Below are 14522 nucleotides of genomic sequence, written 5' to 3' on the forward strand. Positions count from 1 at the left end.
TTCACGCGATGAACGCGCCCGCCACCCATCAACCCGGCACCGACACACCGCCCGACGGCACCCGCCTGTCGCGCGCCTTCGTCCACGCCGGCATTGCGCACTTCGCGCGCCTGAGCTTCGGCGCCCCCTCCGCGGTGTTCGACGCCCTCGCCGCCAGCCAGGGCGGCGACGATCTCGCGACCCTGCTCGACACCCCGCGCGACGACTGGCACGCCGCGTGCGCCGCCCTCGCCTGCGTCGCCCCCGAATTGCGCGGCCCGCTCGGGCGCCTGCTCGCAGACCTGAAGCTGCAGCTGCACGAATGGTTCGCGCTCGCGCTGTGCGGCGAGAACGAATCGAGCTACCTGCTCAACCTCGCGCTCGCCGAACTCCAGTCCCCCGGCGCGCTGCGCCCCGGCCTGCACCTCGTCGCCGCCGCCAGCGACGCCCTGTTCGGCGCCCAACTGCCGCCACTCGCACTACCCAACCACCGCCTCGTGCGCGCCGGCGTACTCGACGTGGTCGGCGACGGCCCCATGCCCACCCGCACGCTGGCCGTCGCGCCCGAACTGTGGGCGCTGCTGTGCGGCGACACCAGCGCGTGGCGCGACACCGCCCCGCTGCCGGTCAGCGACGCCGTGCTGCCGCAAAGCTTCTGCGAACAGCTGCCCTCGCTCGCAACCCTGCTGCGCACGGGTGCCACCCGCCACGTCGTGTTCCGCGGCGCGCGCGCTGCCGGGCTCGCCGCCGCCGCGCGCCTGGCCGCCGCAGCGGGCCGCCCGCCGCTGCACATGGAAGCCGCCACCTGGTCCCGCCAGCCCGCGCTGGCCGCCGCCTGCCGCTACGCCGGCTGGCTGCCCGTGCTCGCGCTGGAACTCGGCCCCGGCGAACGCCACGTGCTGCCCGAACACCCCGCGCTCGCCGTGCCGCTGATCCTCGTCACCGGCCGCGACGGCGCGATCGAAGCCCCCGCGCTGGTCGAGATCGACCTGCCGCCGCTCACGACGCAGGAACGCCGCCACGCCTGGCGCTGCGCACTCGCCGCCAACGATCAAAGCTCCGACGACGGCCAGCTGGAAACCCGCTTGCGCGAATTCGCCGGCCACGCGCTGCTAGACGGGCCCACCGTGCACACGCTCGCCGAACGCGTGCGTCTCGACGCCCAGGTGCGCGGCGAAGCCCCCGGCCTCGCCCACCTGCGCCGCGCGCGCGCCGGTTTCGGCAGCGAACGCCTGCGCCAGCTCGCGCAGCCGGTCACGCGCGAAATCGGCCCCGACGGCCTGGTGCTGCCCGACGACCTCCTCGAACGCTTCGACGCCCTCGTCGCCCGCTGCCGCCAGCGCGAATCCCTTTCGGACGGCCTCGGCGCGAGCCTCGCCGAACCCGCGCCGGGCGTGCGCGCGCTGTTCTGCGGCGAAAGCGGTGCCGGCAAGACGCTGGCCGCGAGCCGCCTGGCGACCCTGCTCGGCGCGCCGCTCTTCCGCGTCGACCTCTCCGCGGTCATGAACAAGTACATCGGCGAATCCGAAAAGAACCTCGGCCGCCTCCTCGACGAAGCCGCCGCACTCGACGTGCTTCTGCTCATCGACGAGGCCGACGCCCTCTTCGGCCGCCGCGGCGAAGGCAAGGAGACCGGCGAACGCTACGCCAACATGCTCACCAACTTCCTGCTCACGCGCATCGAACAGCATCCGGGCATCGTGGTCCTAACCAGTAACAGCCGCGGCCGCATCGACAGCGCCTTCACCCGCCGCTTCGACGCCATCATCGAGTTTCCACCGCCGGGCGTGGCGGAACGCCTGCGCATCTGGCAATCGCACCTGGGGCAGCGATCCCCCGACGCCGCCCTGTGCCGCCAGCTCGCGAGCTACTGCACATTGCCCGGCGGCCACATCCGCAACGCCGTGCTGCAGGCCGCCGCACTGGACCCCGCCGCCCCGCACGACGGCGACGCCACCCACCCGATCGCCGCCGAGCAGCTCGTCGCCGCGCTGATCGAGGAATACCGCAAGATCGGCCGCACCCCGCCACCCCAGCTGATGCACGCGCGGGGCGGAACATGAGCAGCCTCGCCCCCGGCCTGCGCCGCAAGACCGCGCCGGAGAAGCAGGCACCGGCCGCCGCCCCCGACGCCAAACCCGGCGGGCAGAAGGAGCCCGCCGGCAAGACCCCCTCCGACCAGGCCGCCGGCGCCAACCAGCAAGCGCCCGAAGCGGCTAACCAGGGCGGCACGCCACAGGAAAAGCGCCCCGGCACCCCCGGCTACCTGCAGGCCAAGCTCGCCGTCAGCCACCCCGACGACCCCGCCGAGAAGGAAGCCGACCAGGTCGCCGGCGAAGTCCGCCGTGCGCTGCGCACGCCGCAGGACGCCGGCTCCGGCGCCAAGTGTTCCGCCTGCAGCGGCGCCGCTCCGCGCGGCAGCCTCGAACCCGCGATCACCCCGCCGAAGAAGGAAGTCCTCGCACCCAGGCTGCTGCGCGCCGCCGCGACGGGCGAAGAGGAGAAAACCGCCGCCACCACGGTCGGCGGAGGGGACAAGGCCGCCTCCGCCCCCGGCACCGAAAAATCCGCGGACACCCCCAAGACCGCCCCAGGCGGCGCCGACGCCCTCGCCGGCCAGACGGCGCCCGCCGGAACCGAACAGCGCGTCGCCGCCCGCAAGGGCCAGGGCGCGCCCCTCGACCCCGAACTGCGCGCGAAGCTCGAAGCCCAGCTCGGCCGCGAACTCTCCGCCGTGCGCATCCACACCGACGCCGAAGCCGACGCGATGTGCGCCGAGATGCACGCGCGCGCCTTCACCGTCGGCAACGACGTTTATTTCTCCGCCGGCAGCTACGCCCCCGAGAGCGACGCCGGCCTCGAACTCCTCGCCCACGAACTCACCCACGTCGGCCAGCAGGCCGCGGCCGGCGGGCCGCAGAGCGCCGCGCCCAAGCTGCAGCGCAGCTGGTGGGACGACCTCTTCGGCGGCGGCGGCGCCCCCGCCGACCCGATGGCAGCGTGCAACAAGGAACTTGGCGAGGCCGAGAAGTGGGCCAAGGCCGGCCCCTACCCGGCCGCCGCGCAGGCCATGGTCGGCGCAGGCGGCCGCGGCGGCTTCGACGCCCAGTACAAGCCCGACCCGGTCGAGGGCGAAGGCGTGCTCGACATCAAACAAGGCGTCGCGGTGCAGTTCGAAGACCTCCTCGTCACCGCCGGCGGCGTCGCCGCGCCCAACCCGCTGCTCGGCGGCACGCCCGAACTCACCGCGCTCGCCACGCGCATCAACGGCATTCCCGACGCCGCGCAGCGTGCCACGACACTCGCCGCCTACCAGTGGAACAACGCCGAGCAGCAGCCCTGGATCGACGACCTGAAGACGCTCATCGAAAGCGGCTGGAGCGGCAAGCACAGCTTCTTCCTCAACAAGCCGCGCTGGAACTGGCTCGGCGCCAGCGTCGCGGTCAAGCTCGACGTCGGCAAGCGCGCCCAGGCCGCCAGCGACCACATGCTCACGCGTGTCTACAAGATGCCCTCGGGCGAAGACCTCACCAGTTTCGGCACCGTCGATTCCACCAACCGCGGCGCCGACGCAGATCCGCGCGACCAGACCATGAAGTTGTCGAAGACCGGCCTGGAACCCAACTTCTACGACACCCTGCGCGAATCGGTCGAATTCGCGCACGACTCCCCGGTGCTCGACGCCACCGCGCAGACCACGCTCACCAACTTCATCGCCAAATACAACGGCGCCGTCGCCAACGCCGCGCATCAGGAAATCCGCGTCGACATCGTCGGCCACACCAGCGGCTCCGGCACCGCCAGCCACAACCAGACGCTGTCCGAGTCCCGCGCCAATGCCGTGCGCGACTTCCTCACGGCCAACGGCTTCGCCAACGTGCCGACGCGCGTGCACGTCGCCGCGCGCGGCGCCGCCGAGGCCGACCCGCTCGACAAGAACAAACCCAAGGACCGGCGCGTCGACCTCCTCGTCGACGGCGGCCAGCGGCAGATCGGCGCGCTGCACGAATGGGGCCACGCGCTGGGCCTCGGCGACGAATACACCTCGACCGGCACCAACATCGGCGACCCGACCGCGCACGACGCGATGGTCAAGGCCATGACCGACGCCAGCGGCGGCCATCTGCCGGGCTCGATCCGCGAACACAACGGCGGCATCATGTCGGGCGGCAACGAGATCCGTCCCCAGCACTACGCCCCCTTCCACAACGCGCTCACCACCGTCACCGCGCAGGCACCGTGGTCGCTGGGCCTGCACAAGCCCAAGTGGCAGGTCGCGATGGAATGCGGCGCCCCCTCGCCCAAGGGCGACTGGAACCTGCCGAACGCCCCGGCCCCCGGCACGAACCCGGGCACCCCGCCGCCGGGCGCCACACCGGGCAGCGACAATGGAAGCGCCGTCGCCTAAATTCGCGCGCCGGCCGAGCGAGAAGCCGGCGCCGCCTGCCCCGCACGCGGCTACCCGCAGCAGCGGGGGCGCGACGGCAGCGGGCACGAGTCCGGCCGCAGCCCCCGCCCCGCCCCCGGCGCTGCCCGCCTACGCCAGCCCCCCCGTCCGCGTCAGCCAACCCGGCGAAGGCATCGAACGCGAAGCCGAGGCACACGCCGCCGCGGCCGCCCCCGCGAGCACGCCCGACCCCACGCCGACCGCGGCCACTCCGCCGCCCGCCCCGGCATCCGGCGAAACCGACGCCGCCCCCTCCGCGACCGACGCTGCGGCCGCATCCCCCTCCACCCCGACGGGCGGCGGCGCTACCGCGGCCTCATCTGCTTCCCTCCTCCCCGCCTACGCCGCCGGCCGCATCGCCGAACGCCGCGGCCGCGGCGAACCCCTGTCGCAGGATGCCCGCGCCCCGCTCGAAGGCCACTTCGGCCGCGACTTCGCCGATGTGCGCGTCCACACCGACGCCGAGGCCGCCCGCCTCACCGCCGCACTGGGCGCGCGCGCCTTCACCTCCGGGCGCGACATCTACCTCACCCCCGACGCCTTCGCGCCCGACACCGAGGACGGCCGTCACCTACTCGCGCACGAACTGACCCACGTCGTGCAGCAGGACGGCCAGGCCGCGCCAGTCCTTGCGCGCGCGATCGAACCGGCGATGAACGCCCGCTTCCACGAGACCGATCGCACCGCCGCGGCCCTCACCGCCCTCGAACGGCTCGAGATCCCCGCCGTGAAATCGCGCCACCTGCCCCTCTACAGCAGCCTCGCCGGCGCCGGCAACCTCAAGCGCGTGCGCGGCTACGGCCGCGAGGGCGCCGACCAGCGCTCGGTGTGGAACAGCCAGGTCCAGGTCGGCGCCGACGCCATCCGCGCACGCCTGGGCGAACGCAACATCCCCGTGCCCGCCGACGCCAACGGCCGCATCCGCCTCAAGCCCCACCGCGGCGCGCGCCTCACCTCCAAGCGCCTGTCCGAGCTGCAGACAATGCTGCGCATCCCCGGCTGGGACCGCAGCGGCCGCAAGGTCGCGCAGTTCCAGGTCGACCACATCGTCGAGCTGCAGGTCTCCGGCCAGATGGGCTCGGGCGTCGGCAACAGCGTCGAGAACATGGAGCTCCTCGACCAGCCATCGAACAGCAGCTCCGGCGGCACCATCCGCAGCGGCATCTATCGCAAGGTCGACGCCTTCCTCGACACCTTCGACCCGAAGCCCGACCGCGGCCGCTTCCTGCGCCAGCACGACGTCGTATTCACCAGCGCCGCCGCCACCGGCGGAGGCTCCGCCGCGGGTGCCTCCGCGTGGTGGACCAAGACCGAGATCGAGGACGCCCAGCCGCTCGCCACCGCCAGCCCGCCCAACGCCGCCGAGGACGGCGATACGGCAGGCACCGCCGGGGAATTCATCCTCACCGCCGGCCCCGGCGGCATCACCGTCGGCCGTTTCCGCCACAGCCCCGGCGCGGCACCGGCGATCGGCGCGACACAGGCACGCGCGCTCGCCGGCCTGCGCATCACCGCGATCAACCTCACCGACAACACCGGCAACCCGGAAGGCCCGGTCGGCTCGCTCTCCGCCGAATGGGACCTCCCCGCCGACTGGCAGCCCGCCAACCCCGCTGTCACCATCTCGCTCACCGGCGACGGCGAATACCGCGGCTACCCCTCGGCGCTACCCACGCTCAACCTCGAATACAGCAAGCTCAGCCCGGTCAGCTTCACCACCATCACCACCGAAGACGGCGAACTCTCTGCCGACGGCGAGCTGACCCCCTCCATCCCGCTCCTCAACGCGCCGATCACCGTGCGCCTGCGCGGCAAGGACCTCTCCTTCTCGCTCGACTACCGCCCCGAGCAGATCAACCTGCCGATCCCGCGCACCACCATCGACGACGCCTACGTAAGCGTCTTCTACTCCACCGCGCGCGGCCTGGGCCTCGGCGGCCAGGTCATCTACTCCATCGAAGGCGCCGGCAGCGGCGAACTCGCCGCCTCGGTGTCGACCACCGGCGGCGTCGCCTTCGAAGGCGGCTTCACCTTCGAACGCTCGCTCTTCGACCGCGCCCGCGTCAGCGCCTGGTGGCGCAACGGCCAGTTCGGCGCCGAAGGCACCATCGGCATCGACACCCCCGACAAGATCCGCGGCATCAAGAGCGCCACGGCGACGGTCAGCGTCAACGAAGGCCGCTGGGCCTTCAACGGCAGCGCCGAACTCTCCGTGCCCGGCGTCAGCGCCGCCTCCATCGCCATCACCCAAGGCGACAACGGTCTCAACATCGCCGGCGACGTCGCCCTCACCGCCAACCCCGCGATCCGCTCCGGCTCCGTCCACGTCCAGGCCGAACAGACCGACGGCGACTGGAAAGTCTCCGCCAGCGGCACCGCCCAACCCGCCATCCCCGGCTTCGACTCGCAGCTCACCGTCACCTACGACGACGGCGCCTTCGACGCCCAGTTCAGCGGCGCCTTCGCACGCGGCATGCTCTCCGGCCAGATCACCGTCGGCGCCACCAACCGCAGCATCGGCGCGGACGGCAACCCCGGCGGCCCGCCGAGCGGCCCCGACGCCCCCATCATCGTCTACGGCAGCGGCTCCGCCACCATCCAGATCGCCCCCTGGCTGCAAGGCACCGCCGGCCTGCGCCTCGACCCCAACGGCGAGATCACCGTCTCCGGCGAAATCGCCCTGCCCAGCTCGCTCGAGATCTTCTCCAAGCTCGAATACGACAAGCGCCTGTTCGGCATGTCGACCCAGATCCCCATCATCCCCGGCGTCGTCGCCGAAGTCGGCGGCAACCTCAGCGCCAACGCCAGCATCGGCCCCGGCGCCCTCGACCAGCTGCGCGTCGGCATCGAATACAACCCCTCGCACGAGGAAAACACCCACGTCACCGGCGACGCCCACCTCAACGTCCCCGCCCAGGCCGGATTGAGACTAGGCGCCCGCGCCGGCGTCGGCCTCGGCATCACCGGCGCCAGCGCCACCGGCGGCCTCGAAATCGGCGGCGCCCTCGGCATCTCCGGCGCGGCGGAAGCCAGCGTGCACATCGACTGGATGCCCTCCCAGGGCCTCGCCATCGACGCCGAAGCCTCGCTCCACGCCCAGCCCAGCTTCCGCTTCGACGTCTCCGGCTACGTCGCCGTCACGGTGCTGGGCGCCAGCCTCTACGACGAACGCTTCGAACTCGCCGCCTACGAACTCGGCTCCGGCCTCGAATTCGGCGTGCGCTTCCCGGTCACCTACCGCGAAGGCGAACCCTTCGACGTGTCGCTCGACGATCTGGAATTCGAGGTGCCGGATGTGGATCCGGCGGCGATGGTGAGGCAGTTGGGGGAGAGGATTTTCTAAACGCGTGCAACCACGGAAAAGATGGCGGTACGCATTTGCCATACATCGACTTGCGCGATATCGTGTCCAGTAGTCGTCCGGTAGGGCGGGAGGAGCCCAGCGCATCCCGCCAATCCGACCTCTCGCGCAAGCGCCGACTCGTTCGACCGACCATTAGTCCGGCAATCAGATACAACCGTTCGTCGAGCCTCACCCTCTGCGAATGTCGCTCGAAGCAAACACCTCCCCACATCAGCTTGCCCGATTCGTTGTAACAAACTACGATACAACCAATGATAAAGAGCTTCCGCCACAAGGGAGTTGAAGCTTTCTTCAGGACAGGCAGCAAGGCCGGCATCGCCGCCACGCACGCCAACCGACTGGCCCGGCAACTGGCGCTGCTAAATGAGGCAACTCAGCCCAACGACATGGATGTGCCCGGTTGGAAGCTGCATCCACTGACAGGCAAGCTGAACGGTCATTGGGCTCTGTCAGTCAGCGGAAACTGGCGCCTCACCTTCGCATTCGAGGGCGAGCATGCCGTGCTCGTCGATTACCAGGACTATCACTGAGGTGCTCAGCATGGCCCAGATGCACAATCCGCCCCACCCTGGTGAAACCCTGCGCGAGGACGTCCTGCCCGAACTCGGTCTGACGGTATCCGAAGCCGCCCGCCAACTGGGCGTCTCGCGTGTCCAGCTTTCCCGGGTATTGCACGGGCGCGCACCAATATCGCCGGATCTCGCGCTGCGCCTCGAACAATGGCTGGCCGGCCCGACCGCCGATGTTTGGCTACGTATGCAGATCGCGTACGATTTGTGGCAGGCGCGGCATGGCGGAAAGCTGCCCTGCGTGGAACCGGCACAACAGAAGGCAGCGTGACAGCGAAACGTCCCCCGGATCGGGAACCTCGTTCAAACGGGTGCCACATCAACGTGCAACATCGCAGGGCCCCGTCGACACAAAGCGCGCTTTCCCCTCTATAATTTTTAGAAAACTGCATAACTTCGCAGTTTTCGTAAAATTAGACGGAGAGTAGCGATGATCCACTGGTTCGAAGTCGAGAACTTCACGAGCTTTGTTGCGCCGACGCGCATCGACTTCACTCCCGGCAAAATCGTCGACGACTACTCGGTCGCGACCTCGCCGTCCGGCGTACGACTCAGCAAGCTTGTCGGCGTTTTCGGCCCCAATGCGGCGGGCAAGACCAACCTCATCCGTGCGCTGTCACGGACGGCGGACTTCATCTCCGAGTCTTTCAACTGGCCGGAAAGCACTCTCCTGCCATTCAAAGCGCATTTTTTCTGCAGAGACAAACCGGTTCGCGTCGCGCTGCAGTTCGAACTCCCCGCCGATGAAGGCAGTGCCACACCGGCGGTTTATCGTTACGAGATCGAAGCGAACGAACAGCAGATCATCCGTGAGCGTCTGCGCATCCGGACGAGCCAGCTCTTCAGCCGGGTGTTTGAGAGGGAACTTTCAGGCAAGACCTACAAGATCACCGGCCTCGGCAGCCGATTCAGGAACGTGCCCGAACGGATCTCGTTCGTCTCCTGGCTGGCGCGACATGAAGTGCCGGAAGCACGGCGCATCGCAAGCTACTTCAAACGGTATCAGACCAACGAATTCGGCTTTGCCGGTCGCGTTCCTCTGCTGGTTGGCATGTGGGCGGCAATCGACGCTTACCGCCATGACCCCAGGCTGCATGGCGACATGCTCGAAGTGCTGCGCCGCTGGGATCTGGGCGTAGCGGACGTGAAATATGTGTCGACCAGGGTGGCCGGTGACGAGCGGGAAACGTGGGAGGCGATCGTCACTCATCGTCGGGGCGAGAAGAGCGCCGAGTTGCCCATGGTGGTCGAATCGAGCGGCACGGTGGGGCTGTTCGCGCAGTTGAGCGTCCTGCTCCAGGTACTGCACGAAGGTGGCGTATGCGTGATGGACGAGATCGAATCGGACCTGCATCCCGACATGGTCGAAATGCTGCTCGATCTCTTCATCAATCCGGAGACCAACCCCAAACAGGCGCAGCTGGTATTCACGACACACGCTGACTGGGTCATGAACCTGCTCAACCGCTGGACAACCGTGCTGGTCGAGAAACGTGAGTGCGAGAGCACCGCCTGGCGGCTGTGCGACATGCAGGGAATTCAATCGCGCGACAACCACGCGGCAAAGTACCGCTCCGGCGCCTATGGCGCAGTGCCCCGTGATCTCAGCGAAGACTGCGAGGCAACATGGTGAAGCGCCCGGTTCGCAGGACGCTGCTGATCGTGTGCGAGGGGAAACGGGATGCGGCCTTTCTGCTGCATCTTCGCAAGCTCTAGGATCATGCAGAACGACCGAAGGTGACGGTAAAGTCGGCGCGCGGCAAGGGCGGTAATAACGTCGTCGACACCCTGTACGGGGAGAGACGCCACAAGGACTTCGACGTCGGACTTGCATTCACCGAGGCCGACGAACCGCCGAAGCCGTCCTACCAGACGAAGCTGAGAACCGACAGGTGGGTCAGATGGATAGTCGCCGATCCGTGCCTGGAAGGCTTGCTGCTCTCGATTCTCGGCCGCCCGGTGCCCGCCTCGACCGGCGAATGCAAGCGGGCCATCGAAAACCTCATACCGAACAATCTCTTCGAGGCCGACCATTACGCTCCGCACTGGCCTCGGGTACTCCTCGAAGAGGCGCGGCGGCGAATCGCGAACCTGAACGAACTGATCCGCAGTTACGAAGGCAGGTGATCGTGTCTCGCCGTGGGGGAATAGCGAACAGACCACTATTTTCGCCAGAATAGGGCTGCGAAATCGTGGTCTGTCCCCTGTCCCCATTTCCTGCGACGCCCCCATCGTCGTCTACGGCAGCGGCTCCGCCACCATCCAGATCGCCCCCTGGCTGCAGGGCACCGCGGGCCTGCGCCTCGACCCCAACGGCGAAATCGCCCTGCCCAGCTCGCTCGAGATCTTCTCCAAGCTCGAATACGACAAACGCCTGTTCGGCATGTCGACGCAGATCCCCATCATCCCCGGCGTCGTCGCCGAAGTCGGCGGCAACCTCAGCGCCAACGCCAGCATCGGCCCCGGCGCGCTCGACCAGTTGCGCGTCGGCATCGAATACAACCCCTCGCACGAAGAAAACACCCACGTCACCGGCGACGCCCACCTCAACGTCCCCGCCGAGGCCGGCCTGCGCCTCGCCGCCCGCGCCGGCGTCGGCCTCGGCATCACCGGCGCCAGCGCCACCGGCGGCCTCGAAATCGGCGGCACGTTGGGCATCTCCGGCGCCGCCGAAGCCAGCGTGCATATCGACTGGATGCCCTCCCAAGGCCTCGCCATCGACGCCGAAGCCGCCCTCCACGCCCAGCCCAGCTTCCGCTTCGACGTCTCCGGCTACGTCGCCGTCACGGTCCTCGGCGCCAGCCTCTACGACGAACGCTTCGAACTCGCCGCCTACGAATTGGGTTCAGGCCTCGAATTCGGTGTGCGCTTTCCGGTCACCTACCGCGAAGGCGAACCCTTCGACGTCTCGCTCGACGATCTCGAGTTCGAGGTGCCGGACGTGGATCCGGTGGCAATGGTGAGGCAGTTGGGGGAGAGGATTTTTTGAAGATGCGGCAATTCATCGTAGGTCCGTAAATACTCCACGGACATACGCTGACACGCGGGCTATCCTTTCGGCGGAGAATAGCGCCTTAAATTCGCGATCGGACGCAGCTGCTGACTCTTCCCGTCTGAACATTGTGGTCGTTCCCATATTACTCAATTGCAGTGATAGGCAGATTCCGCCTACCTCAATATCGCCGGTTTCCGACTACTACACTGTTAGCTGAACGAGACCACGAAAAGGAGCTGTATATGAAAAAACTTCTATTTGCCATGGCTATCATGGTGACTATTCCTGCCACCTCATTTGCTGATAGCGACATAAAACAGGAAATCATCGACCGCTGCCGTTCCCAAATGGGTAAATATGGAGCATCTATGGTCAAGGCATGTGTCGATCAGGATATTGAAGCAGTAAATGCCATAGCTAAATACCCAGACAAATACAATAAAATTGTTGCTCGTTGCATGAGCCAAATGCGCCAATATGGATTTTCTATGGTGAAAGCATGCGCAGATCAAGATATTGAGGCAGAGACAGCTTTGAGCAATTACTGATTCAGCTAACAATCACATCAGCCGACCCAAAAACCGCTGCGCGCTTTTCGGTCGGCTGATGTGAGGCGTTAGCCCTCTCACTCATCGCCCAGGAGCCTGCGCAATGGAAACCGATATCTTTGGGACATTCGAGCGCTTCAAGGAGCATCTTCCGATCGGTGACGATATGACGCTTATGATCTTGAAGGGGCATCTATTGATCGAAGAACAAATTTCCATCCTTATTAAGAATCGCACACCAAACCCAAGCGCGCTCGAGAAAGCGGAACTTACTTCCCTCCAACAAATTTGCTTGGCTGAAGCGCTTGTTGAAGAAGTCAGCACCGATCGGACAGACCGTTGGCTCTGGCCCGCAATAAAGAAGTTGAACACGCTCCGAAATAAGATTGCGCACAACTTGTCAGAAACTGGAATTACAGATCGTATAGTCGATTTCGTTGGCCGTGTCCCAAATTCGAACGAATTGGGTAATCTTTGTCACAGATTCGAAGTTGCTCTCTGGGTCACCTGCGCAGAAGTCCATCTTCGGGTAACACCACCTGATCCTTCGGAGTTTGAATGAGGCGCAGTTTCAACTCTAGGCGTCTAAAGGGGCCAGGCTCACATTTTCTTCCAGCGCCATCCGGATATCGTTGATTAAATCGCGCCTACCCCCTTTTGATTCTTTCCGTCTGAACATTGTGGTCGTTCCCATATTATTCAATTGCAGTGATAGACAGATTCCGCCTACCTCAATATCGCTGGTTTCCGACTTACACTGTTAGGCGTTTTCGGCATCGCCTTCCATGCCGCGCATTCTCAGGAGCAAGATATGAGAGCATCAAATTTTCATTCCCTTCCTGGTCTTAGTTGTCAACGCATGTGGTCAAAGCAATAGTGGCGCGAAAACTGTCGCCGAACCGCAAAGAAGAGTCGAAGAGTCCAAGCAAGACCGATGGCTGGGAGAAAATGCCAAAGACTTGCGAAACCTGAAAGAGGCTACCGACAGAATCAAGAGAGAAAACTAAAGAATGTTGTTTATTTGATGATCACGGTCTGTGCCTGACCGAGCAAGCTCTCAAAAATATATTTTTTGTGAGTTTAAAACCAATCGCAAGAGAAAAATTGAATTATGCAAATAATTGAGTTAGAGAAATTAGACAAAATCATTGAAAAATGCAGTCAGACCGCCGTAGAACAAATGCTCTATAGGGATATGTTTGCTATGGCCTGTTATTTAAGCTTCAATGGCAAAATAGTTGCTGCACAAAAGCTGTGCAGAACCCTGTTCGAGCACCTTGGTTTCGAGCGTCGGAAAACCTATTTTATAAGTATTATGGATACGCTCCAAGGGAACGAATTGCGATACCTTCAATATATTGAGGCACATTCGGAAATTAGTGATATTTTCGAACAATAAGGCCGGACTGAAATTCAAATGGATAATGCAGACGACCAGTGCGTTATCGCCTAACACTGCCCCAAGGGACGCTGCGCGATAAAGCTGCGCAGCGCCCCTGAGCTTGGACGTTAGACCATTCGCAAAGGAGTTTTCTTTATGAAGTTCTGGATTGCACTACTTGTGAATATCTCTGCCACAGGCGCGATAGCTGGCCCACTAGGGCTCGACATGGGGATGTCATACGATATCTTAAGCAAGAATATCAAGCTGAAACAGGTAAAGCCGTTTTTGTACAGCACCCCATCATTACAAAAGGACCACTCAGACTTCGATGATTATCAACTCCTTATTACTCCAAAGCACGGGTTGTGCAAGGTGGTTGCATGGAGTAAAGCCATTCCAACGAGTGTGTATGGCGAAGGACTAAAAGATAAATTCGAGAAGATTGAAACTGCCATTTCACAAAAATATGGCCAAGGCAAAAAATTCGATTTATTGCGTAGCGGTAGTATATGGAATGAGCAAAGAGACTGGATGATGGGGTTACGAAAGAATGAACGCACCCTCGCCGAATTCTGGACCGATGATTCATCCGAATTGCCGGATAATATTCACATAATAGCCTTAAAAGCACATGCCGCAGGCACCGAGACTGGGCTTATTGAACTGGGCTATGAATTTAAGAATTCCAGCGAGTGCATTGATTGGATCAAATCACAAGAAAATTCATCTCTTTGATCCGCTTTCTTGCATCCAGCTACAAGTCTGGCAATCCCCAAGGCGCAAATAAAGGGGCCAGGCTCACATTTTCTTCGACAATTACTGCTGTGCCGCCGCCGCTTCAGCCGCGGGCTTGCGCGGCCGGCCCCGCGGCTTTGCTTCACGTCGCTGTCCGGTGACCCGTTCGATGCTGTCGAGAACAAATTAAATCGCGCCTGGCCAATTTTGCTATTGTCAACAAGAACATTGGCGCATTTCGTCTAACCCGGCCGAAAGCGGAGCGCTCTCCGAACGGGCCGCCTTGCGCGGTCCGCGAAGGCGCTATTTTTCAAGGCGCGGATTCACAAAGTAAGCGCAACGCCGCCCGAAATAGGAGGGAGAGCTGAGATACTCCTTGCATCCAATTCCCGCCAAGAAAAAGGATGCAACGATGCATAAGTATCACCAGCTCACCCAAGAGGAACGATACAGCATGACGGCCTTGATGCGCAGCGGCTGTTCGCAGGCAGAGATCGCGCG

Annotated in this window: 11 protein-coding genes; all 11 read left to right on the forward strand. The window is 64.3% G+C overall.

Annotated elements, in window-relative coordinates:
• The first annotated feature begins 8 nt into the window (after positions 1-8).
• The 11 genes from F464_RS0105465 to F464_RS30845 all read left to right on the forward strand — a co-directional run bounded on the left by F464_RS0105465 (position 9) and on the right by F464_RS30845 (position 14021).
• A complete protein-coding gene (locus F464_RS0105465; RefSeq protein WP_018988781.1) occupies positions 9-2042 on the forward strand; it encodes an ATP-binding protein in 2034 nt (677 codons plus the stop codon).
• The gene (locus F464_RS0105470; RefSeq protein WP_018988782.1) at positions 2039-4387 is read left to right on the forward strand and encodes an eCIS core domain-containing protein; all 2349 of its coding nucleotides are present in this window, start codon (positions 2039-2041) and stop codon (positions 4385-4387) included. The genes F464_RS0105465 and F464_RS0105470 overlap by 4 nt, the downstream gene beginning before the upstream one ends.
• On the forward strand, positions 4368-7769 hold the full coding sequence (locus F464_RS0105475) for an eCIS core domain-containing protein (protein ID WP_018988783.1): 3402 nt from the start codon (positions 4368-4370) through the stop codon (positions 7767-7769). Before F464_RS0105470 ends, F464_RS0105475 begins: the two co-directional genes overlap by 20 nt.
• 272 nt (positions 7770-8041) lie before the next feature.
• Positions 8042-8320 carry a type II toxin-antitoxin system RelE/ParE family toxin gene (locus F464_RS0105480; RefSeq protein ID WP_018988784.1) on the forward strand — a complete coding sequence of 93 codons (279 nt, stop codon included), beginning with the start codon at positions 8042-8044 and terminating at the stop codon, positions 8318-8320.
• Between the two features lie 10 nt (positions 8321-8330).
• Positions 8331-8630 carry a HigA family addiction module antitoxin gene (locus F464_RS0105485; RefSeq protein ID WP_018988785.1) on the forward strand — a complete coding sequence of 100 codons (300 nt, stop codon included), beginning with the start codon at positions 8331-8333 and terminating at the stop codon, positions 8628-8630.
• Between the two features lie 159 nt (positions 8631-8789).
• Positions 8790-9992: an AAA family ATPase gene (locus F464_RS29830; RefSeq protein ID WP_018988786.1), complete on the forward strand. Its 1203-nt coding sequence runs from the start codon at positions 8790-8792 to the stop codon at positions 9990-9992.
• A gap of 104 nt (positions 9993-10096) precedes the next feature.
• Positions 10097-10486: a hypothetical protein gene (locus tag F464_RS0105500; RefSeq protein ID WP_018988788.1), complete on the forward strand. Its 390-nt coding sequence runs from the start codon at positions 10097-10099 to the stop codon at positions 10484-10486.
• 256 nt (positions 10487-10742) lie between these two features.
• On the forward strand, positions 10743-11348 hold the full coding sequence (locus F464_RS0105510) for a hypothetical protein (RefSeq protein WP_018988790.1): 606 nt from the start codon (positions 10743-10745) through the stop codon (positions 11346-11348).
• A 248-nt stretch (positions 11349-11596) separates the two neighbouring features.
• A complete protein-coding gene (locus tag F464_RS30835) occupies positions 11597-11902 on the forward strand; it encodes a hypothetical protein (protein WP_157353554.1) in 306 nt (101 codons plus the stop codon).
• Positions 11903-12005: 103 nt separating this feature from the next.
• Positions 12006-12464: a hypothetical protein gene (locus tag F464_RS30840; RefSeq protein WP_157353555.1), complete on the forward strand. Its 459-nt coding sequence runs from the start codon at positions 12006-12008 to the stop codon at positions 12462-12464.
• 975 nt (positions 12465-13439) lie between these two features.
• On the forward strand, positions 13440-14021 hold the full coding sequence (locus F464_RS30845) for a hypothetical protein (protein WP_157353556.1): 582 nt from the start codon (positions 13440-13442) through the stop codon (positions 14019-14021).
• Positions 14022-14522 lie beyond the last annotated feature (501 nt).

It is taken from the genome of Aromatoleum toluclasticum ATCC 700605 (genome assembly GCF_000378245.1).
In the GTDB taxonomy this organism is placed as follows: Bacteria; Pseudomonadota; Gammaproteobacteria; order Burkholderiales; family Rhodocyclaceae; genus Aromatoleum; species Aromatoleum toluclasticum.

Coding starts and splice junctions, on each gene's coding strand:
- F464_RS0105465 (WP_018988781.1), top strand. CDS start 9: ATGAACGCGCCCGCCACCCATCAACCCGGCACCGACACACCGCCCGAC.
- F464_RS0105470 (WP_018988782.1), top strand. CDS start 2,039: ATGAGCAGCCTCGCCCCCGGCCTGCGCCGCAAGACCGCGCCGGAGAAG.
- F464_RS0105475 (WP_018988783.1), top strand. CDS start 4,368: ATGGAAGCGCCGTCGCCTAAATTCGCGCGCCGGCCGAGCGAGAAGCCG.
- F464_RS0105480 (WP_018988784.1), top strand. CDS start 8,042: ATGATAAAGAGCTTCCGCCACAAGGGAGTTGAAGCTTTCTTCAGGACA.
- F464_RS0105485 (WP_018988785.1), top strand. CDS start 8,331: ATGGCCCAGATGCACAATCCGCCCCACCCTGGTGAAACCCTGCGCGAG.
- F464_RS29830 (WP_018988786.1), top strand. CDS start 8,790: ATGATCCACTGGTTCGAAGTCGAGAACTTCACGAGCTTTGTTGCGCCG.
- F464_RS0105510 (WP_018988790.1), top strand. CDS start 10,743: ATGTCGACGCAGATCCCCATCATCCCCGGCGTCGTCGCCGAAGTCGGC.
- F464_RS30835 (WP_157353554.1), top strand. CDS start 11,597: ATGAAAAAACTTCTATTTGCCATGGCTATCATGGTGACTATTCCTGCC.
- F464_RS30840 (WP_157353555.1), top strand. CDS start 12,006: ATGGAAACCGATATCTTTGGGACATTCGAGCGCTTCAAGGAGCATCTT.
- F464_RS30845 (WP_157353556.1), top strand. CDS start 13,440: ATGAAGTTCTGGATTGCACTACTTGTGAATATCTCTGCCACAGGCGCG.